16 protein-coding genes and 1 tRNA gene are annotated in these 20,051 nt (G+C 63.9%); 9 read left to right on the forward strand and 8 right to left on the reverse strand.

Annotated features, from left to right (window positions below):
• The first annotated feature begins 77 nt into the window (after positions 1-77).
• The 7 genes from dusB to hflX all read left to right on the forward strand — a co-directional run bounded on the left by dusB (position 78) and on the right by hflX (position 9,219).
• Positions 78-1,076 (forward strand): tRNA dihydrouridine synthase DusB, encoded by a 999-nt coding sequence (gene dusB, locus J3A66_RS01725; RefSeq protein WP_056676688.1) that lies wholly within the window; start codon positions 78-80, stop codon positions 1,074-1,076.
• On the forward strand, positions 1,063-2,127 hold the full coding sequence (locus J3A66_RS01730) for an ATP-binding protein (RefSeq protein WP_245336660.1): 1,065 nt from the start codon (positions 1,063-1,065) through the stop codon (positions 2,125-2,127). The genes dusB and J3A66_RS01730 overlap by 14 nt, the downstream gene beginning before the upstream one ends.
• Positions 2,124-3,569, forward strand: a complete 1,446-nt coding sequence (ntrC, locus tag J3A66_RS01735) for a nitrogen regulation protein NR(I) (protein ID WP_209566677.1) — start codon at positions 2,124-2,126, stop codon at positions 3,567-3,569. The genes J3A66_RS01730 and ntrC overlap by 4 nt, the downstream gene beginning before the upstream one ends.
• 52 nt (positions 3,570-3,621) lie before the next feature.
• Positions 3,622-5,871, forward strand: a complete 2,250-nt coding sequence (locus J3A66_RS01740; RefSeq protein ID WP_209566678.1) for an ATP-binding protein — start codon at positions 3,622-3,624, stop codon at positions 5,869-5,871.
• Positions 5,872-5,875: 4 nt separating this feature from the next.
• On the forward strand, positions 5,876-7,252 hold the full coding sequence (locus tag J3A66_RS01745) for a sigma-54 dependent transcriptional regulator (protein WP_031393368.1): 1,377 nt from the start codon (positions 5,876-5,878) through the stop codon (positions 7,250-7,252).
• Between the two features lie 74 nt (positions 7,253-7,326).
• On the forward strand, positions 7,327-7,902 hold the full coding sequence (hfq, locus tag J3A66_RS01750; RefSeq protein WP_261362599.1) for an RNA chaperone Hfq: 576 nt from the start codon (positions 7,327-7,329) through the stop codon (positions 7,900-7,902).
• Between the two features lie 24 nt (positions 7,903-7,926).
• Entirely contained in the window at positions 7,927-9,219 is a 1,293-nt protein-coding gene (gene hflX / locus J3A66_RS01755) for a GTPase HflX (RefSeq protein ID WP_209566679.1), read from the forward strand.
• Here hflX and mazG read toward each other — a convergent pair.
• From mazG to J3A66_RS01790, 7 genes are all read right to left on the reverse strand, one after another.
• Complete coding sequence (mazG, locus tag J3A66_RS01760) at positions 9,200-9,934, reverse strand: nucleoside triphosphate pyrophosphohydrolase (RefSeq protein WP_209566680.1); 735 nt, start codon at positions 9,932-9,934, stop codon at positions 9,200-9,202. The two genes, hflX and mazG, sit on opposite strands and share 20 nt — an antisense overlap.
• Positions 9,935-10,067: 133 nt before the next feature.
• On the reverse strand, positions 10,068-10,832 hold the full coding sequence (locus tag J3A66_RS01765) for an MBL fold metallo-hydrolase (protein WP_209566681.1): 765 nt from the start codon (positions 10,830-10,832) through the stop codon (positions 10,068-10,070).
• Entirely contained in the window at positions 10,829-11,635 is an 807-nt protein-coding gene (locus J3A66_RS01770; RefSeq protein WP_209566682.1) for a TatD family hydrolase, read from the reverse strand. The genes J3A66_RS01765 and J3A66_RS01770 overlap by 4 nt, the downstream gene beginning before the upstream one ends.
• The gene (metG, locus tag J3A66_RS01775; RefSeq protein WP_209566683.1) at positions 11,635-13,197 is read right to left on the reverse strand and encodes a methionine--tRNA ligase; all 1,563 of its coding nucleotides are present in this window, start codon (positions 13,195-13,197) and stop codon (positions 11,635-11,637) included. The genes J3A66_RS01770 and metG overlap by 1 nt, the downstream gene beginning before the upstream one ends.
• 55 nt (positions 13,198-13,252) lie before the next feature.
• Positions 13,253-14,230 carry an AAA family ATPase gene (locus J3A66_RS01780; protein ID WP_209566684.1) on the reverse strand — a complete coding sequence of 326 codons (978 nt, stop codon included), beginning with the start codon at positions 14,228-14,230 and terminating at the stop codon, positions 13,253-13,255.
• A gap of 52 nt (positions 14,231-14,282) precedes the next feature.
• Positions 14,283-15,416, reverse strand: coding sequence for a D-alanyl-D-alanine carboxypeptidase family protein (locus J3A66_RS01785; protein WP_236701710.1), 1,134 nt, complete (start codon positions 15,414-15,416; stop codon positions 14,283-14,285).
• Between the two features lie 202 nt (positions 15,417-15,618).
• Positions 15,619-16,605: a lytic murein transglycosylase gene (locus J3A66_RS01790; protein ID WP_156363416.1), complete on the reverse strand. Its 987-nt coding sequence runs from the start codon at positions 16,603-16,605 to the stop codon at positions 15,619-15,621.
• Between the two features lie 274 nt (positions 16,606-16,879).
• Between J3A66_RS01790 and J3A66_RS01795 the strand changes: the two genes are divergently transcribed.
• A tRNA-Pro gene (locus J3A66_RS01795) sits at positions 16,880-16,956 on the forward strand.
• Between the two features lie 146 nt (positions 16,957-17,102).
• Here the strand turns inward: J3A66_RS01795 and J3A66_RS01800 are convergent.
• A complete protein-coding gene (locus J3A66_RS01800) occupies positions 17,103-18,281 on the reverse strand; it encodes a hypothetical protein (protein ID WP_209566686.1) in 1,179 nt (392 codons plus the stop codon).
• Between the two features lie 1,086 nt (positions 18,282-19,367).
• Between J3A66_RS01800 and J3A66_RS01805 the strand changes: the two genes are divergently transcribed.
• The gene (locus tag J3A66_RS01805) at positions 19,368-20,018 is read left to right on the forward strand and encodes a hypothetical protein (protein WP_209566687.1); all 651 of its coding nucleotides are present in this window, start codon (positions 19,368-19,370) and stop codon (positions 20,016-20,018) included.
• Positions 20,019-20,051 lie beyond the last annotated feature (33 nt).

The raw sequence follows: 20,051 nt of genomic DNA on the forward strand, positions 1-20,051 counted from the left end.
GCACGACGGGAACAGCTGGACCAGCCTTGCCAGTTCCGGCATCGCGGCCTATGTTCTGCCTCTTTTTTGGGCAGCTTATGCGTAATCTCTCACCTATCCAGATCGGCACCGTGCGGATTGAAAGTCCGGTCGTCCTCGCACCCATGACGGGCGTGACGGATATGCCGTTCCGTACGCTTGTGCGGCGATATGGATCAGGGCTCAACGTTACCGAGATGGTCGCGAGCCAGGCTGCGATCCGCGAGACCCGCCAGTCGATCCAGAAGGCGGCATGGGATCGTCTCGAAGAGCCTGTGTCGATGCAACTGGTCGGGTGCACACCCTATGAAATGGGCGAGGCCGCGCGGCTGAGTCAGGATCGCGGTGCCGCGATTGTCGACATCAACATGGGATGTCCGGTCCGCAAGATCGTCAATGGGGATGCCGGGTCCGCGCTGATGCGTGACGTCAAGCTGGCGACGGCGATCATATCTGCGACGGTGAAGGCGGTCGATGTCCCGGTCACGTTGAAGATGCGTATGGGCTGGTGCCACGACAGTCTCAATGCACCCGAATTGTCCAGGATCGCAGAAGATCTCGGCGTAAAGCTGATCACCGTGCATGGCCGGACGCGGAACCAGATGTACAAGGGAAGCGCCGATTGGGGCTTCGTGCGCCGGGTGAAGGACGCGGTGTCGATCCCCGTGATCGTCAATGGCGACATTTGCTCGATTGAGGATGCCGAGGCGGCGCTCGACCAGTCGGGTGCGGACGGCGTGATGATCGGACGCGGCGCCTATGGGCGGCCTTGGCTGCTCAATCAGGTCATGACCTGGTTCGCGACCGGCCGCCGCGTAGCCGATCCGTCGATCAACGAACAATATGAAGCGATCGCAGGGCATTACGAGGCGATGCTCGAGCACTATGGGATCGAGACGGGTGTCAACATGGCCCGCAAGCATATCGGCTGGTACACCAAGGGCCTGCACGGGTCGGCGGAGTTCCGGAACCGGGTGAACCAGGTGGCGGACCCCAACCAGGTCAAGGCGATGCTGGCGGAGTTCTACGCGCCCTGGCGTCATCTTGAAGCCGCCTGAGCCGGATCGGCACGACCGTCCGGGGTTCAACGACGTCTTCGCCGCGCTGCCGGTGGCGGTGGTGGTGGTCGATCCCGACGACAGGATAGCCCATGCCAATGCACTGGCTGAGCAATTGCTCAACCTCTCGGAGCGCCTCATGGTCGGGCAGCCGATCGCGGCGATACTCCCGCCCCCCGACGAATCCCGCAAGCACGACAATCGCGGGCTCGCCGTTTTCGATACCGAGATCGCGACCGCCCGCGGCGTGAAGATCCGCGTCGACTTTGCCGAGACGATCATGCCCGATCATCCCGGCTGGCGCGCGATCACACTGCACGTTCCCGCCATCTCGCGACGGCTGGGCTATTCGGCGGACCGTACCGCGGGCGCGCGCGCGGCAGTCGGGGCCGCGGCGATGCTCGCGCATGAGATCAAGAATCCCTTGTCCGGCATCCGCGGCGCGGCACAACTGCTCGATGCCGGCGAACTGACCACGCTGATCACGACCGAGGTGGACCGGATCGCGGCGCTGATCGATCGGATGCAGGACTTCAGCGATACGCGGCCGCTTCCGCTCGCCAGCGAGAATATCTACCCGCTGCTGACCCACGCGCGTCGCCTGGCGCTCGCCGGTTTTGCACGCGGGATCGCTATCGAGGAGCGGTTCGATCCGTCGCTACCGCCCGCGCATATCAATCGCGACGCGGTCCTTCAGATCGTCATCAACCTTCTGAAGAACGCACGCGAAGCCGTTGCAGATCAACCAAATCCCCTGATCATCATGACCACGGCCTATCGCCACGGGATCACCGTCAGCAGCGCGCCGGGCAAACCGCGTCTCCCGTTGCCGATCGAGATCTGTGTGTTCGACAATGGCCCCGGCGCGCCCCCTGACATCGCCGACCACCTGTTCGACCCGTTCGTATCGGGGCGTCGTGAAGGGCAGGGGCTGGGCCTTGCCCTGGTCGACAAGCTGACGCGCGATATGGGCGGGATCGTGCAATATGCGCGTGAGGGGATTCCTGAAATGACCGTTCTCCGCCTGCTGCTTCCAAGAGCCACATCATGAGCACTGTACTGGTCGTCGACGACGACGCCGCGATTCGCACCGTCGTCGCACAGGCGTTGCGGCGCAGCGGCCACGACGTAACCGTCGCCGACAGCCTCGCGCAACTCGAACGCGCCCTAGCTGTGGCGATACCCGACGTGCTGATCACCGACGTGGTGCTGCCCGACGGCGACGGCATCGACCATGTCCGCAATGTCGCCGAGCGCCACCCCACGCTGCCGATCATCGTCCTGTCGGCGCAGAACACGCTGACCACTGCCGTACGCGCGGCGGAGGTCGGCGCGTATGAATATCTGCCAAAGCCCTTCGATCTCGACGTCCTGTCACGCGCGGTGACGGGGGCGCTGGCGCGGGGCGGGGTGATGTCCGATGACCGGATCGGCGACGAGGATCGCGCACTGCCGCTGATCGGCCGGTCCGCGGCGATGCAGGACGTTTACCGGGTCATCGCACGCGTCATCTCAAACGATCTGACCGTATTGATTTCCGGCGAATCGGGGACGGGCAAGGAACTGGTCGCCCGGGCGATCCACGATCTCGGCCGGCGGAGCGCCGCGCCGTTCATCGCGATCAACATGGCCGCCATCCCGCGCGAATTGATCGAGGCCGAGCTGTTCGGGCATGAGCGCGGCGCCTTTACCGGTGCCGCGACGCGAAATGCCGGCCGGTTCGAGCAGGCGACGGGCGGCACGCTGTTCCTCGACGAAATCGGCGACATGCCGATGGAGGCGCAGACCCGGCTTCTTCGCGTGCTGCAGTCGGGCGAGTTCACGAGCGTCGGTGGGGCGCGCACGATCCGGGTCGATGTCCGCATCCTGGCCGCAACCAACCGCGATCTGGCGGCGCAGGTGGCCGCGGGACATTTCCGGGAAGACCTGTTCTACCGTCTCAACGTCGTGCCGGTCACCTTGCCACCGCTCCGCGAGCGACGGCAGGACGTCGCCCTGCTCGCACGACATTTTCTCGATCATGCGGCGATCCAGGGTCTGCCGCGACGTCAGTTGGCGGGGGATGCGATCACCGCGCTCGGCGCGTATGACTGGCCGGGCAATGTTCGCGAACTCGAAAACCTGATGCGCAGGCTAGCGGTGCTCGCGCGCGATGAGGTCATCGGCGCCGAGGCTATCCACGCGATGCTGGGCGCGCGAACACCGACCGCCACTGCAACCGATCTCGACATCGCCGGCGCGGTGAAGGCACTGATTGGGCGGATCGAGCGGGAAAACCCGGCAGCGCTCGACGATGGCAGTCTGTACGACCGCGTCATCGGTGAGGTCGAGCGTCCGTTGATCGAACTGATGCTTGCCCGGCATGGGCAGAACCAGCTTCGCGCCGCACGTGCGATGGGAATCAATCGCAACACGCTGCGCAAGCGTCTCGACACGCTCGGGATCGATATCAGCGGCGACATGACCGAGATGGACGCGGCAGGGTTACGCTGACCCGGCCATTATGTGGTTTCCCGGTAACAATTGTCGTTGTATCACGGCAACGATGATCGCCCCCGCGACGCTTGCCATCGAAGACGACGTGCCACCGCACCGGTTCGCAGTGACGCCTGCGCTTGAGGCGCTGGTGGTCACGCTGGCGATTACCGTCGCGGTGGCGAGCTATGTGCTCATCAGCGGCGCCAATTCGCCCCAGCGCCTGATTGCGCCGCCGCTGATCGCGCTGCTGCTGATCGCCAATCTCGTCCCCGGCATCGCCTTGCTGATGCTGCTCGGCCGGCGGGTCGCGATGCGCCGCGCCGCCCGGTCTCCGGTTGGCGGGGGGGGGCGTCTGCACGTCCGGCTCGTCGCCCTGTTCTCGATCGTCGCCGCGGTGCCGATGCTGCTGGTGACGATCTTCGCGTCGCTGCTATTCCAATATGGCGTGCAATTCTGGTATTCGGATCAAGCACGCGGGATGCTCGAAAACGCCACCGAACTCGCCCAGTCGTCCTACGCGCGCCAGCTCAGCCGCTGGGAAGAGGCGAGCGTCACGATGGCTGCGGACATGTCCAATTACCTGCGGGAGCGATCGCTACAGAGCCCAGATTTCTCCGGGTATTTCTATCAACAGGTCTATTATCGCAGCCTGTCCGAAGCCGCGCTGTTCAAGGTCACGCCACAGAACGAGATCCAGACCTTCGCGGTTGTGAACCCTTATGAAATCGACTTTACGCGACAGGTGACGCCAGCGGCGATCCGTGAGTTGCGTAGTGGCAAGCCCGCCGCGGTATCGGTGACGGGCGATCGTATCCGCACGATCACGATGCTGCCCGGCGCCGACGAACTTTTCCTTTATGCCGGACGCGTCGAGGATACCAAGCTCCTGTCGGAGCAGACGACGCGCGCCAACGCCGTGCTGGCAAGCTATCGCCAGCTGCTTGCCCGGTCACGCAGCCTCCAGCTCCTGTTCAACGCAGCCTTGCTGGGTATTTCCCTGCTCATCGTTGGCGTTGCTGTCTGGATCGCGCTGGCTGTCGCGGATCGTCTGGTACGCCCCGTCGGCGAACTGGTCGATGCAGCGCGTAGGGTGGCCGAGGGTGATCTGACCGCGCGCGTGCCCGATCCGCGCAGCCGCGACGAGGTCGGCACACTGGCGCGCGCGTTCAACCAGATGACCGGTCGGCTGCAGGAGCAGAACAGCGATCTGATGACCGCGAACGACCAGCTCGAGACCCGTCGTGCGCTGATCGAGGCGGTTATGGCGGATGTTTCGGCGGGCGTCGTCGCGACCGCGAAGGACCGCGTGATCCGGATTGCAAATCGCTCTGCGATCCAGCTGCTCGGCGCGGACGGTCTTGTCGGCAAGCCGTTGCACGAGGTTGCGCCCGAACTCGACGCGCTTGTACAGGAGGGAGGGCGCGAAGCGATCGTCCAGGTCGGCCAAGCCGGCGATGCGCGGACGCTCGCTGTCCGGATCGCGCATGCGCCGACCGGCCCGATCCTCACCTTCGACGATATCACGCAGCAACTGCTCGACCAGCGCCGCGCCGCCTGGTCCGACGTCGCCCGCCGGATCGCGCACGAGATCAAGAATCCGCTGACGCCGATCCAGCTCGCCGCGGAGCGACTGCAGCGACGCTATGGGGGCAAGATCCCCGCGGAGGACGGGACATTTGCGCGGCTCACCGACACGATCATCCGCCAGGTCGCGGACCTGCGCCGGATGGTCGATGAATTCTCGTCATTCGCACGGATGCCCAAGCCCGTCTTCCGCGAGGAATCACTGCTCGACGCCGCACGCCAGGCGATGTTCCTCCACGAGGTGGCGCATCCGGGGATCCGTTTTCTGCTGGTTCATGACGACCCCGGTCCGATGCTCGTGTGCGATCGCCGGCAGATCGGGCAGGCTCTGACGAACATCGTCAAGAACGCGGTTGAGGCGATCGAGACGCGCGGCGACGACGAGGGCGGGGCGGTTACCATGACCCTGACCGAGACGCGCCACGATGGAACGGCGCACTGCGTCGCGATCGAAGTCGCCGACACGGGGATCGGTCTGCCGGTCGAACGCGACCGGATCATCGAACCCTATATGACGACGCGCGCGCGCGGGACGGGGCTCGGGCTTGCCATCGTCAAGAAGATCATCGAGGAACATTGCGGGACGATCGCGTTTTCGGATCGTCCCGGTGGGGGCACCATTGTCACCATGAACTTCGACGCCAGAGCGCTGGTCGCGCTTGATCAGGGGGCATCCGCACCCGAGCCGGCAGGGGATGGCCAGCTCGTCGCAATGACTCGCAATCGGACATGAATTGATGGCGCTCGATATTCTCGTCGTGGACGACGAACGTGACATTCGCGAACTGGTGGCCGGCGTCCTGGAGGACGAGGGCTATCAGACGCGCGATGCGGGCGACAGCGACGCCGCGCTCGAAGCGATCGCGGCGCGGCGTCCGTCGCTCGTGCTGCTCGACGTCTGGCTTCAGGGGTCGCGCCTCGACGGGCTGGAGTTGCTCGACGAAATTAAACGGCGCGATCCGTCGATCCCGGTGCTCGTCATATCGGGTCACGGCAATCTCGACACCGCGGTGGCGGCGATCCGGCGGGGCGCATCGGACTTCATCGAAAAACCTTTCGAGGCCGAGCGACTGCTCCTCATGGTGGCGCGCGCGACCGAGACCGAACGGCTGCGCCGCGAGGTCGCCTCGCTGCGGGCCACGGTCGGCCGCGAGACCGATCTCACCGGCAATTCGGGGGCGATCAACGGCGTCCGGGCAACACTCAAGCGTGTCGCCGCGACCGGCAGCCGCGTGCTGATCATGGGCGGGGCAGGGGTCGGCAAGGAGGTCGCTGCTCGCCTTCTGCACGGCTGGAGCCTGCGCACCGATGCGCCATTCGTGATCGTCAGCGCCGCGATGATGACCCCTGAACGTGTCGACGAAGAATTGTTCGGCGCGGAGGAGGGCGGGGACAAAATCCGCCCCGGGCTGCTCGAGCAGGCGCATGGCGGAACGCTGTTCCTCGACGAGATCGCCGACATGCCGATCACGACCCAAGCGCGGATCTTGCGGGTCCTGACCGACCAGAGCTTTACGCGGATCGGCGGTACCAGGGTCGTCAAGGTCGATGTGCGTGTGGTGTCCGCGACGGCGCGCGACCTCGTCCACGAGATTGCCGAGGGTCGGTTTCGCGAGGACCTCTATTACCGGTTGAACGTCGTGCCGGTGGCTATCCCGCCGCTCGCGGATCGCCGCGAGGACATTCCTGCGCTGGTCCAGCATTTCATCGCGCATTATGCGGCGGAACGCCGGGTCCGGACACCGGAAATCGCGCCCGATGCGATGGTTGCGCTGCAATCCTACGACTGGCCGGGAAATGTGCGCCAGCTTCGCAACGTGGTTGAACGGACGATCATCCTCGCGCCGGGCGACCGACTGGGGCGCATCGATCTCGACCTGCTGCCGGCCGAAGTCCTGGGCGATCAGGGCGACATGGGCAGCGCCGGGGGGACCGCGATCATGGGCTCGCCGCTACGCGAGGCGCGTGAAACCTTCGAACGGGAGTATCTGCGCGTGCAGATCCGTCGGTTCTCCGGCAACATCTCGCGCACCGCGAGCTTTATCGGGATGGAGCGATCGGCGCTGCACCGGAAGCTGAAGCTGCTCGGGATCACCGAGACGCGCGACGATTGATCGCATATCCGTCGCCCGCCCCTATGGACGAAGCGGTACCGGGAACATAGATTAGACGCTCGCCCGGCAATCGGGTGATCTCCGACGCCGGGAAACGGCGCCACGCGGGCAAAGTCCCGCCAAAAACAAGGGTTATCCCATTGGCCGAAAAAATTGGCTCGCTCCAGGACCTGTTCCTCAACGCACTGCGCCGCACCAAGACCCCCGTCACGATGTTCCTCGTCAAGGGCGTCAAGCTCCAGGGTATCGTCACCTGGTTCGATAATTTCTCGGTGCTGTTACGTCGCGACGGTCAGTCCCAGCTCATCTACAAGCATGCGATCTCGACGATCATGCCCGCGGGACCGATGGACGTCGCCGCGATCGTAAACGCCGTCGCAGAAACGCAGAAGAAGCAGCCGCTTCTGCAGGAAATCTTCCTGAACGCGGTCCGCAAGTCGGAAGACAGCGTGACCATGTTCCTGATCAACGGCGTCATGCTCCAGGGCCAGATTGCCGGCTTTGACCTGTTCTGCATGCTGCTCCAGCGCGAAGGTATGGCGCAGCTCGTCTACAAGCACGCGGTGTCGACGATCCAGCCTGCGCGGCCCCTGAACCTTGCCGAGGATCCCGACGACAGCGATGAGACGGATGCGGTGGACGACGCATGATCATGACGGCCTGGGGCAATGCGCATGAGTAGTGGTTTCGACCGTGACCGCGACGAGTTCGCCCGCGGCACGAAAGCGATCGTCGTCTTGCCCGACCAGGGTGATGCGACACGCGATATCGACGCACGGCTTGAAGAGACGGCGGGCCTTGCCGCCGCCATTGGCGTGGAGGTGGTCGAACGGATCGCCTATCGCGTCCGCCAGGCCAAGCCGGCAACGTTGATCGGCAGCGGGCAGGTCGAGCTCCTCGCGACACAGGTGCGAATGGAGGAGGCGGGGCTCGTCGTGTTCGATGCGAGCCTGAGCCCGATCCAGCAGCGCAATCTCGAAAAAGCGCTGGAGACGAAGGTCATCGACCGCACCGGGCTGATCCTCGAAATCTTCGGGGAGCGCGCGGCGACGGCCGAAGGGCGGCTGCAGGTTGAACTCGCGCATCTCGACTACCAGGCTGGCCGGCTCGTCCGGAGCTGGACCCATCTCGAGCGTCAGCGCGGCGGGTTCGGCTTTCTCGGCGGGCCTGGTGAAACCCAGATCGAGGCGGATCGCCGGCTCATCCGGGACCGGATGGCGCGGCTCCGGCGCGAACTCGAGCAGGTCAGCCGTACCCGCGGCCTGCACCGGGAGCGACGCCAACGAGCCCCTTGGCCCGTCATCGCGCTCGTCGGCTATACCAATGCCGGAAAGTCGACGCTGTTCAATCGGTTGACCGGTGCCGACGTCATGGCCGAAGACCTGCTGTTCGCGACGTTGGATCCGACGCTTCGGCAAATCCGGTTGCCCGGTATCGACAAGGCGATCCTCTCCGACACGGTGGGGTTTGTCTCGGACCTGCCGACCCAGCTCGTCGCGGCGTTCAAGGCGACGCTCGAGGAAGTGGTGTCCGCCGATCTGCTGATCCATGTGCGTGACATCGCGCATCCCGATACTGAGGCGCAACGTGCCGATGTCGAGGCGGTGCTGGCGGACATCGGCGTCGACGATATGACCCCGCGGTTCGAAGTCTGGAACAAGCTGGATCTGCTCGATCCTGCCGACCATGACGAGATTGCCGGGGAGGCTGCGCATCGCGAGGATGTCGTGGCGATCTCGGCGCTGAGTGGGGAGGGGGTGGACCATCTCGTCGAGCAGGTCGCTGCCAAACTGACGGATGCGCATCGCCGCTATCACATTACGCTCGATGCGACGGACGGCGCAGGCGCGGCATGGTTGCACGCGCATGGCGAGGTGCTCAGCAGTCTCGCGGACGGGCTGGCCACCACCTATGACGTACGGCTGTCCGACACCGATTACGACCGGTTCAGCCGCCGCGACGCTTGACCGCCTGCCAAAGCGCTTCCTTCTCCCCAAGCGACAAGGCTTCGAAGCCGGGACCGGCCATGTGTTCCATCGCGCGAAACCGGGCTTCGAACTTTGCATTGCCCGCGCGTAACGCCACCTCGGGATCGACACCGAGGTGGCGGGCATAATTGGTCACCGAGAACAGAAGGTCGCCGACCTCTTCGGCCAGTGTGTCGGCGGTCGCTGTCGCAATCTCGTCGAGCTCCTCGTGTACCTTGGCCAGGGAACCGGTTGGATCGGGCCAGTCGAACCCAACCCGCGCAGCACGTTTTTGCAGCTTGTCGGCACGCGCCAGCGAAGGCAGCGCGGTGGCGACGCCGGCGAGGGCACTCTGGTCAGGCTTGCTCGCGCGCTCGGTCGCCTTGATCGTTTCCCAACCGGGCGATGTCTCCGCCGGACCGAAGACATGCGGGTGTCGGCGCTCCATCTTGTCGCTGATCGCGTCGATGACGTCGGGCAGGGTGAACGCGCCGGCTTCTTCTGCGATGCGGGCATGGAACACTACCTGCAACAGCAGGTCGCCGAGTTCGTCCTTCAGATCGGCAAGATCGCCGCGTTCGATCGCGTCAACGACCTCATAGGCCTCTTCGATCGTGTAGCGGGCAATCGTCCTCGACGTTTGAACACGGTCCCATTCGCATCCCGTATCCGGATCGCGCAGTCGCGCCATGATGGTCGTGAGGCGGTCAATCATGGCGGCGCTCCGCATAAAGTGAGAATGACGTGGACATCGCCGATGCTATGACAAAATCAAAAGCTTCATAACGAACCACGTCCGGTCCGATAATATACATTATGTAAAATAGACTAGGATATGTATGTACGTGTCAGGCTTCCAGGATCTGCCCATCAAAGCCAGGCTCCACTGTGTCAGGCAGTTCCGCCCTCAAGGCTGCATAGTCCATGCTGTTGTCCATATGGATAAGCGCGGTCCGCCGCGGCTTGAACGCATCGACCCAGCCCAAGACGGCCGAGAGTTGCGGATGCGTCGGGTGCGGACGACGGCGCAGTGCATCGACGACCCAGACGTCCAGCCCCGTATACATCGCGGCCATATCGTCGGTCATGATGTTGAAATCGGTCGCATAACCGATTGCCTTGCCATCGGCCTCGAAGCGCAGCCCAGCGGCGTGGATCGATCCGTGCGGCTGATCGGTAACGCGAATGTCGATCGCGCCGATCGTCAGTCGGTCCGGCAAGACCACCCCGGCGATCGTCGACGGATAGCCGCTGCGGCCCCGGAACGCATAGGTGAAGCGATCCTCGAGCGCGGCGAGCGTGGCCGGCCGAGCAAAGCCGATTACGGGCGTGCCCATCGCGTGATAGAGCTGCCGGAGGTCATCAATGCCGTGGCAGTGATCAGCGTGATCATGCGTCCAGATGACCGCATCCACCTCGGAGATGTTCGCCGCGAGCAACTGCTCACGCATGTCCGGCCCTGTATCGATCAGGATCCGCGTTCCGGCATGCTCGACAAGCGCCGAGACGCGGGTGCGGCGATTGCGCGGTTCGGCGGGATCGCAGGCACCCCAGTCATTGCCGATCCGGGGCACGCCCGAGGACGTCCCCGAGCCGAGGATCGTGATCTTCACGCGCGATGCGCCACGACCGGCGTAACGCCCGGCCGCGTCTTGGCGAACAAAGTATGGAAGTTTTCGGCGGTCCGGTGAGACAACTCCCCGATGGAGACGCCGCGCAGGTCGGCCACGAACTGCGCGGTATCAGCGACAAAGCCGGGCTCCCCCGTCTTGCCCCGATTGGGCACGGGCGCAAGAAAGGGCGCGTCGGTTTCGATCAGCAGGCGTTCGATCGGCAAGCGCGCAGCGATCGCTTGAAGGTCGCGCGCGTTCTTGAACGTGACGATTCCCGAGAGCGAGATATAAAGGCCGAGTTCGAGTGCCTTGTCGGCAAATGCTGAGCTTGCCGTGAAGCAGTGGATCACGCCGCCATAGGCCCCCTTCCCCATCTCGTCCGAAAGGATCGCCGCGGTGTCCTCTTCGGCATCGCGGGTATGCACGACGATCGGCAAGCCGGTCTCCCGCGCCGCGTCGATATGCGCGCGGAAGCTCAGCGCCTGGCGCGCGCGGTCGGAGGTCTCGCGGTAATAATCGAGCCCGGTCTCACCCAAGCCCACGACCCGCGGGTGACGTGCGCGCTCGACCAGACGCGCCGCGTCGATCGCAGGATGGGCATCCGCTTCATTGGGATGAATGCCGACCGTAGCCCAGACATCGAGCTCACGGTCCGCGGTGGCGATCACCGCATCCCATTCACTCTCCCGCGTCGAGATGTTGAGCATCGCCGTCACACCGCGCGCCCGCGCGCGATCGAGAACCGCCTGCTGATCCTCGATCAAGCCGGGGTAATTCAGGTGGCAATGACTGTCTGCAAGCATCAGGCGTCGGTCTCCGCGGGCATCTCGAGCCGTGGGAACGCGCCGGTCGGCGCGACGATCCGGAAGTCGCTCGCGGACTGCCGGTCATACCAGCCGTCATCGTCAAGCGCGGCATGGTCCCGGCCCTCTGCACCGATCTGGTCGAGGACCTTGCTCGCTGCGCTCGGCACGACCGGAAGAATCGTGATGGCGAGCATCCGGATTGCGCGCACCAACGTCGCCAGCACCGTGTTCATCCGTGCCGGGTCGGTCTTGCGCAACGCCCAGGGCGCCTGCACGTCGATATACTGGTTGCAGGCAAAGACGCCCCGCATCCACGCCTCGATGGCGTGCGACAGTGCGAGCTCCGCAAAGCCGGACCTGAACGCGGCGCAGGCCGCGGTGACGTCTTCGAGCAGCGCCGCGTCGGCCGGTTCGATCGCAGTCGCCATGGGCAATGCACCGTCCAGGTTCTTGGCAAGGAACGACAATGTCCGCTGGGCCAGATTGCCGAAGCTGTTCGCGAGCTCGGCGTTGACCCGCGTCACGATCGCCTCGGCCGAATAGCTCCCATCCTGACCGAAGCTGACGTCCCGAAGGAAGAAATAGCGCAGGGCGTCGACGCCGAACGCATCCGCCAGCACCATCGGATCGACGACATTACCAACCGACTTCGACATCTTCTCGCCGCGGGTCAGGAGAAAGCCGTGGCCAAAGACGCTCTTGGGCAGCGGGATGTTCGCGGACATCAGGAAAGCGGGCCAGAACACGGCATGGAAGCGAACGATGTCCTTGCCGATCAGGTGAAGGTCCGCCGGCCAGAAACGCGCGAGATTTGCGTCATCCGACCCCGTGTTCGGATAGCCCGTCCCCGTAAGATAATTTGTGAGCGCGTCGACCCAGACATACATGACATGACCCGGGCTTCCCGGCACGGGCACGCCCCAGTCGAAACTCGTCCGCGACACCGAGAGGTCGGACAGGCCGCCTTCGACAAAGCGCATGACCTCATTGCGGCGGCTCTCGGGACGGATGAAGTCGGGGTTCGCGGCGTAGAGGTCGAGCAAGGGCTGCTGATATTTCGACAAGCGGAAGAACCAGGTTTCCTCGGCAGTCCATTCGACCGGCGTGCCTTGCGGAGACCGGCGATCGGCGCCCTCCCCCGTCAGTTCGGACTCGTCGTAAAAGGCTTCGTCGCGAACCGAATACCAGCCCTCATAACGATCGAGATAAAGGTCCCCGGCATCCGCCATCGCTTCCCAGATCGCCTGGCTCGCCGCGTAATGATCGCTATCGACGGTCCGGATGAACCGATCATAGGATATATCAAGACGGTCCGCCATCCCGCTGAAATAGGACGACATTTCATCCGCGAACTCGCGAACGGGGACGCCGCGGTCGCGGGCGGCCTGGACCATCTTCAGGCCGTGTTCGTCGGTCCCGGTCTGGAACAGCACGTCGCGTCCGGCCTGGCGCTGAAAACGAGCGATCGCGTCGGCTGCAACCATTTCATAGGCATGACCGATATGCGGTCGGCCATTGGGATAATGGATTGCGGTGGTGATGTAGTAAGGGTCGGCCATGTCGGCGCTCCTAGAGCATCCCCCCGAGGAGGTGAAGCCCATGCCGCCCGCTTCGTCAGGTACGCAGCGTCGCAAGAATTCCTGCTAGCTCGAAGACGGTCGCCTGCGCATCGAGCGACAAGCCGATGGCGGCGGCCGACAGGTCACGCGCCGCGGCATGTGCGTCGAGGGCGGTCTTGAGCCGGACGCCCGACCGGTCCCGCGCCGCACGCGCGATGAACGCCGGCACGCGATCGAGAAACGCCTCATACCGGGGTTGAGACGCCTTCCCAGCCAGAGACTTCGCCAGCCGGAGCCGATGCCCGTTATCGCGATCGCCTTCGTCGGCGATCCGCGCAATTGCTTCGTCGAGGCTCGCAATATCGAGACCCGCGTAGCGCAGCGCCCTGCCCGGCGCTCCTTCACTCGCACGTACGAGGGCAGATATCTCGTCGTGGTCGAGGTCCGGCTGCACCTGTCGCAACGTCATCGCGACCTCGTCGGGCGTCAGTGCCTCGAACCGCAAGACCCGGCACCGCGACCGGATCGTCGGCAACAACCGTCCCGGCGCATGGCTGACCAGGAGGAAGATCGTGCCGGCGGGCGGTTCCTCAAGGTTCTTGAGCAACGCATTGCTGCCGCCGCGCTCCAGATCGTCGATCGCGTCGATCATGACGACCCGGCGCGGGCTCATCGATGGCGTCGTCGCAAAGAGCGGCTGGAGCGTGCGGACCTGCGCGATCGTGATACTGCGCGCGAGATCCTGGTCGGGCTTTTCAGGATCCTTGGGCAGACGCGTCAGCAGGCGAAAATCGGGGTGCGAACCCGCCTCGATCAGCGCGCGGGTGGGGTCGCCGGCCGGCACGGCAAACCCGCACGGCTCGGTCGACCCGCCGCGCGCATCGGCCAGCATGCGCATCGCCGCGAGCCGTGCGAAGCTTGCCTTGCCAACGCCCTGCGGGCCCGTGAACAGCCACGCATGGTGAAGCGCGCCGCTTTGCATCGCCGCGGCGAAAGCGGACTGCGCCGCGGCATTGCCGATTATGTCGGTCATGCCGGGGACGGGCTCACCCGAACGGTGCGCACGCGCGCCGGCACGCCAAGCCTCAACCGAACAGCCCGGTCAGCCCAGACCAGGCGCGCCCGAAGAACCCGGCTTCGGCAACGTCCTTTTCCGCGACCAGCGGCATACGCTGCTCGACCCCGTCCGGCATCGACACGACGAGATCCGCGATGTGCTGGCCCGCCTTGATCGGCGCCTTGACCGGCCCCTGATAGACGACCTTGGCGTTCAGGTTCGGCGATGTCCCCGCGGGTACGGTGACGGTCAGCGCCTTGGGCGCGATGAGGCCGACGCTCGATGAGCCGCCCATCTGCACGCTGGCCTCCTCGACCTTTCGACCCTTTGCGACGATCGGCTTGGACTGCCACGCGCGGAAGCCCCAGTCCATGAACCTCACTGACTCGTTCGCGCGCTCGGTCGAGCTCTTCAGGCCTGCGACGACCAATACCAGACGGCGACCACTCTGCTCGGCCGACCCGGTGAATCCGTATCCGGCTTCCTCGGTATGTCCGGTCTTCAACCCGTCGGCGCCCGCGACGCGGCCGAGCAGCGGATCGCGATTAGCCTGGGTAATCGCGCTGCCGCCCATGGTCTTGCCCCAGGTGAAATCGCGCTTTGCATAGAATTGCTTGTAGAGCTGGGGATGGTTGGTGATCGTCGCCGATGCCAGCTTGGCCAGGTCATGCGCAGTGACATAGGTCACGCCGTTATCGGGCCACCCGTTCGAGGTGCCGAAATGACTGTCCTTGAGGCCGAGCTGTGCCGCGACGCGGTTCATGCGCTCGGTGAAGGCGGGCTCCGAGCCCGAGATTGATTCCGCAAGAACGACGCAGGCGTCATTGCCCGACAATGTCACGATGCCATACAGCAGATTGGCCACGCTGACGCTCTCGTTCGCCGACAGGAACATCGTCGAACCTGCTGACGGACCATGCCATTTTGCCCAGGTCTCCGGCCGGACGGTGACCATGTGATCGAGCTTGAGCTCGCCCTTCTTGAGCATGTCGAACGCGACATAGACCGTCATCATCTTCGCCATTGACGCCGGCGGCATACGGCGATCGGCATCGCGTGCGAACAGGACCGCGCCCGACGACAGATCTTCCATATAGGCGATCGGTGCACTGGTCTGGAACTGTGGCGCGGCTGCGATCGACGGCGTCGCAAGCGCGATCATTGCCAGCGGTGCGACGGTGATGCGGCGCCGGACCATTTGAGTAAAGGGCAGCGTGTTCATGGGCAGCTTCGTCATGATATCCGTTACGTCAAAGAGGAACGCGATGGGAGGCAGGCTCGCGGCGCCGCCGGGACCTTATCGAAGTCATAGCCGGGCTTGGCAACCGCGTCACGCTTGGCTTTGAGTCTATCGGGCACGCCGGTCAGCGCTCGACTGCATCCGCCAGCAGCCCCACCGACAGCGCATAAAAATTCGAGCAATTATAGTCGAGGATTACGCGGTAATTGCTCGTGAGCAGATACGCCGTGGCGCCGGGACCGTCGGGTTCGAGCAGCGTCGCCATGACATGGTCGGCCGGCCACGAGGCGCCTTGCGTCATCACCCCCAGACCGCGCCACTCCGCGATCGTTCGCCAGCCGCTATGCCGTTCGAACACGCGCGGGCACCGCGGCGACACGAGCCGATTGCGTACCTGCGACCGATCGAATCCCTGCGGCACGGAGACCGCGACGCCCCAGGGTTGGCCACTGCGCCAGCCGGCATTGGTGAAATAATTGCCGATCGACGCCAGCGTATCGGCCGGACTGTTCCAAATATCCGCGCGGCCGTCGCCATCCCCGTCACGGGCCAGTCGAAGATAGATGGACGGCAGAAATTGGGGATTGCCCATCGCGCCTGCCCAACTGCCCTTGAGTTGTTCGCGCGAGATGCCCCGGTCGACGATCTTCAAGCCGGCAATGAACTCGCCCGCAAACAGTGATCGCCGACGCCCCTCATAAGCGAGGCTCGCGAGTGACCGCAGAATGTCGAAATTTCCGGTATAGCTACCGTAATTGGTCTCATGCCCCCAGATCGCGACCATGATCGATTCGGGCACACCTGTTTCGCGCTCGATACGCTGCAGCCTGCCCCGCTGCGCCCGATAGGTTTCCCGACCGCGTCCGATCCGCGCCGCGTCGACATGCTGCGCCTTGTACGGCGCGAAGGCCGGAATGGCGCTGCTCGTGCCGCTGCCCGGCTGTGCACGATCGAGCGCGATGACACGCTCGTTCAGCGTCAATGTAGGAAAGACGGAGTCCACCGTACGCGCCGTGACTCCGGCCTCAAGCGCCTGCGTGCGAAGCTGGCCGAGATAGGCCTGAAACCCCGCCTCGTCCTGCGCACATGCGGGGGTGGTGACCGCGGTCATCGCCGCGATGGTCAAAGCGCCACGTCGCAACGCACTCGATAGGATAGATTTTGCCGACATGCCGACCGCTCTGCCATAGGGGCGTCCGCATCGGAACCTCGCCCTGACGCAAGCATGGCTCGCATCGACGCGTGGACCGCCCGCTACGCTGCTACCCTTCCCCGCCAAGGCTATCGTTCGGGTGCTGGCCCCGTCCTTCAGTGACGACTTTCCCTGCCCGCCGACACGAAGCTGCTTGCCTTTCGTCAACCGCACCCGCTAAGGGCTGCGGCGTCGGGGAGTGGCGCAGGCTGGTAGCGCACCTGGTTTGGGACCAGGGGGTCGCAGGTTCGAATCCTGTCTCCCCGACCATCTATTCAGCGCGATAAAAACCTAGCTTTCCTGCGGGTTTAGCCACATGGCCGGCGCACTGTGCGACGGCCATGTGCGACGGTCAAGAGTCCCGGCCACCAACGCGCACTGTAAACCCATGCCGGCATTCAGGACTCGGCAGTGCTTTAATCATTACCAATCCATCGCAGTACTCGCACCATGTTGGGAGTAGGCGAAGTCAGCGGCATCGTGACACCGTCAAAATACGCCCGCCCAAACAAGCCATCGTGTTTTTCAGGGCTCATCTGGCGAGCAGCTAGGAGGAAGATCCAGACGCGGACGACGTTGTCGTCGACGCAGTCGGGATCACATTGAGTTCGCGATTTGAACAGGTCGCGCACGTTATTCTGCGCTCCTCGCGGGTTTCGAATGTGTCTGAAGGCGATCTCTCCAAAACCAGCATCTCTGTCGAAAAGGGTTGCCCAATCGTGTGCCTCTGGCAGCGGCATGCCGAGGACCGCGCTTTCTTCTTCCGGAGTTGCGAGCCGGTCCTCGAAGCGGTACTGGTCCGCTTCGAAAATCGCCGACCACCACTCCCGCGGGAGGTCGCCCTTGTCGTAATCCCAGTCCTCGGGCTGTAGATGAACGGGTGGTTCGTCCGGCAGTAGGGCAGCCAGTTCCAGATAGGTTGGCGACAACCAAGACCCCTTCTTTGCCGCCGCGATCTGCTTTTCCAAAGCGTCTAGTTCGTCGTCCACTTCGGCGACGTCTTTACTGGCCCGTGTTCTCGTCGGGACACCCAGCGCGTCGGCAAGTTCGTTGCCGTCCTTGCCGTTTAGAGCTGCTGCCAGCGCCGCAATCATTGCGTTGGGCAGATCCTTTACGGCCTCCGTCTTCAAATCAGCGTTTTTTAATCGGCGAACGAACGTCAGTAGCACCTTACCGAGTTCCGCTTCGTCTCGTTGCATCACGCTCAGCGCCGCCAGCTTCTGGGCGGCGAGTAACTGCCCGAGCAGAGAGTGTTTCGCCGTCATCTGTGCTGCAAAAATGATGATACGATTGTTGAACCAGAGCAGGCGCTCGATGTCCTGCAGGACCGCCTTGTGTGATGCCTTATGGACCCACGGCAGCTCCGCGGCATTCTTCTCGCGGCGGTCAGTGGCCCCCGCACTTTTCGCCGTCTCCAGCCTTGGAGCCAAACCAACACTCAGCTCCGTTAACATCTCACCGAGGTCGACCCCCTGTGCCACCTTGGTTGGAATCGCCCGGCTATTGTCCGCGATCCGGCGGACAACCGATTGGTACTCGTCAAACTCCTCGATGGTGAGCGCTTGACGGATCAGGTCTAGTTCTAACTTGTTCATTGCAAAGTGCTTTCATGATTTACCCGACAGACACGGATTCGCGGAGCGACTGTCCTTTTGTCGGGCGAATAAGTGCGAGATGGGTTGGTTGATCAGTCTCGGCTCAGCCGAAGCAGATCCCTGCCGGCCCTTTTCCGACGCGTTGCGCCTGACACAAGGCTGTCGGCAGCAATGAAAACCACCGTGGCGGCGTTCAGACCGACAAAAGTGAGCTTGACCAAAATCCGGAGCTTTCAAGCCGACTTCAGTAGGTTAGGCGCAATACCTACAATCTGGTGCAAGCACCGAGATTGAATGCGTGCTCCTCCGGAGCATTGGATCGGCCAAGCGGCCGAGGTGGGCGGCTCAGGCCGCCCAGCGCTAACGCGGAGGACGCGGCTGCGCCGCTTCGGCCGTTCGGCACGCTTAGTACCACCAGCGCGACCGACTGATCCTCTGGTACGTCCCCCGGCTCGTATGCGGAAAGCTCAGTGACGTGTGGATCACAACCGGCAGCCTTCTGCGTGATCCTGCACCCGCCTGCTTGGCACGCACAGCTACTGGCCAGCCGACGCTGGTTCTTGTCCTTGGTCATTTAGGAATTCCTTGTTGATCAACGTCTCAGCGGATCAGCAAGAATCTACGGGGCAGCCCAAGCGGACGGCGGATGATCAGCAAACGCCGGTCGTCGCTTCACCGGCCACCGCGATAAACGAGGTTGTACGTTCGCGCGCGCCAGCGTCCACCAGCAGAGGCTGACGTACAAAGACCGTAGAGCTTCCATCAACGGCCCAACGATAGCGAAAATCAGCTCATCCATGAGCACCACTCCGTGTCGCAGCAACATGGCTGCGAGAGAACGGTGAGGACGGCGAACGGCAAGCCATCCCCTCCTTTTAGGAAACGGCGGCGGATGTAGCCAGAGCGATTTCGATGAAAAGGCTGTGAAGGGTCAGCTGAAGGAAAAATAGATCAGCCAAGCGCTGTCATCTCCGACCTGGCTCTTCATAAGCACCGATCGGCCTCCTGCCGATCTCCACCAGCATCAGCGTATCACCCTGCCCCTGTTGATGGGGCCGGGTGCGTCCGCTCGTCCCGGAGTCATTTATGCTTCCCACACCCATCGTCACACTAAACGTCGCCAAACTCGATGTCGGCCACCGCATCGGTATCGACCGGAAAATAGCGGTCGGTGCCGCCGTGCTGACTGCCCAAATGGACGGGGCCTTGGTCCGCTTCACGCTCGACAGCTGCATCCTCCGACCGTCCGATACCGCCGATGATTTTCTGTCGTGGCTCGATCGGCACCTGACCCGCCAAGGTGTGACCATCACCGGCTACCGTCTGGCCGATATGGCCTCGCTGCTCGACCGTCTGCCCGCAGCCGACTGGTCCCCCTCGCTGCGCGCGTTGTCGGGCTGCGGCCAACAGCAGGTGCTCGACTTGTCCGCCAGCGTCGATGGAACGGCGTTGACCTTTCCTGAAGCGTGCGAGCTGTCGCAAATCCTGTGTGCGCCCGTCGATCCGGATCGCCGCTTCGCCGCCTGGGTGCGCTCCGACGTCTGTTACATCGCACAGGATGCACAGCTCGATGTTTTGGCCGCCTTTCGGCTCGTCTTGCAACGCCTCCCCGGCCTTAGCTCTGCTGGACAAGCAATCGCCGACACCATCGGCGGCCATTTCGCCGCCTGGCTCGACGAGGCGGACCATGCGGTCGCCCGGCTCCATCTCGCGGACCTTCTGTCCGTCACCAACTGAACCGAAACCGCCGCGTCTGCGGCGCAACCTAAG

Origin of the sequence: Sphingomonas sp. PvP018 (genome assembly GCF_017876865.1) — a bacterium.
Classification (GTDB): domain Bacteria; phylum Pseudomonadota; class Alphaproteobacteria; order Sphingomonadales; family Sphingomonadaceae; genus Sphingomonas; species Sphingomonas aerolata.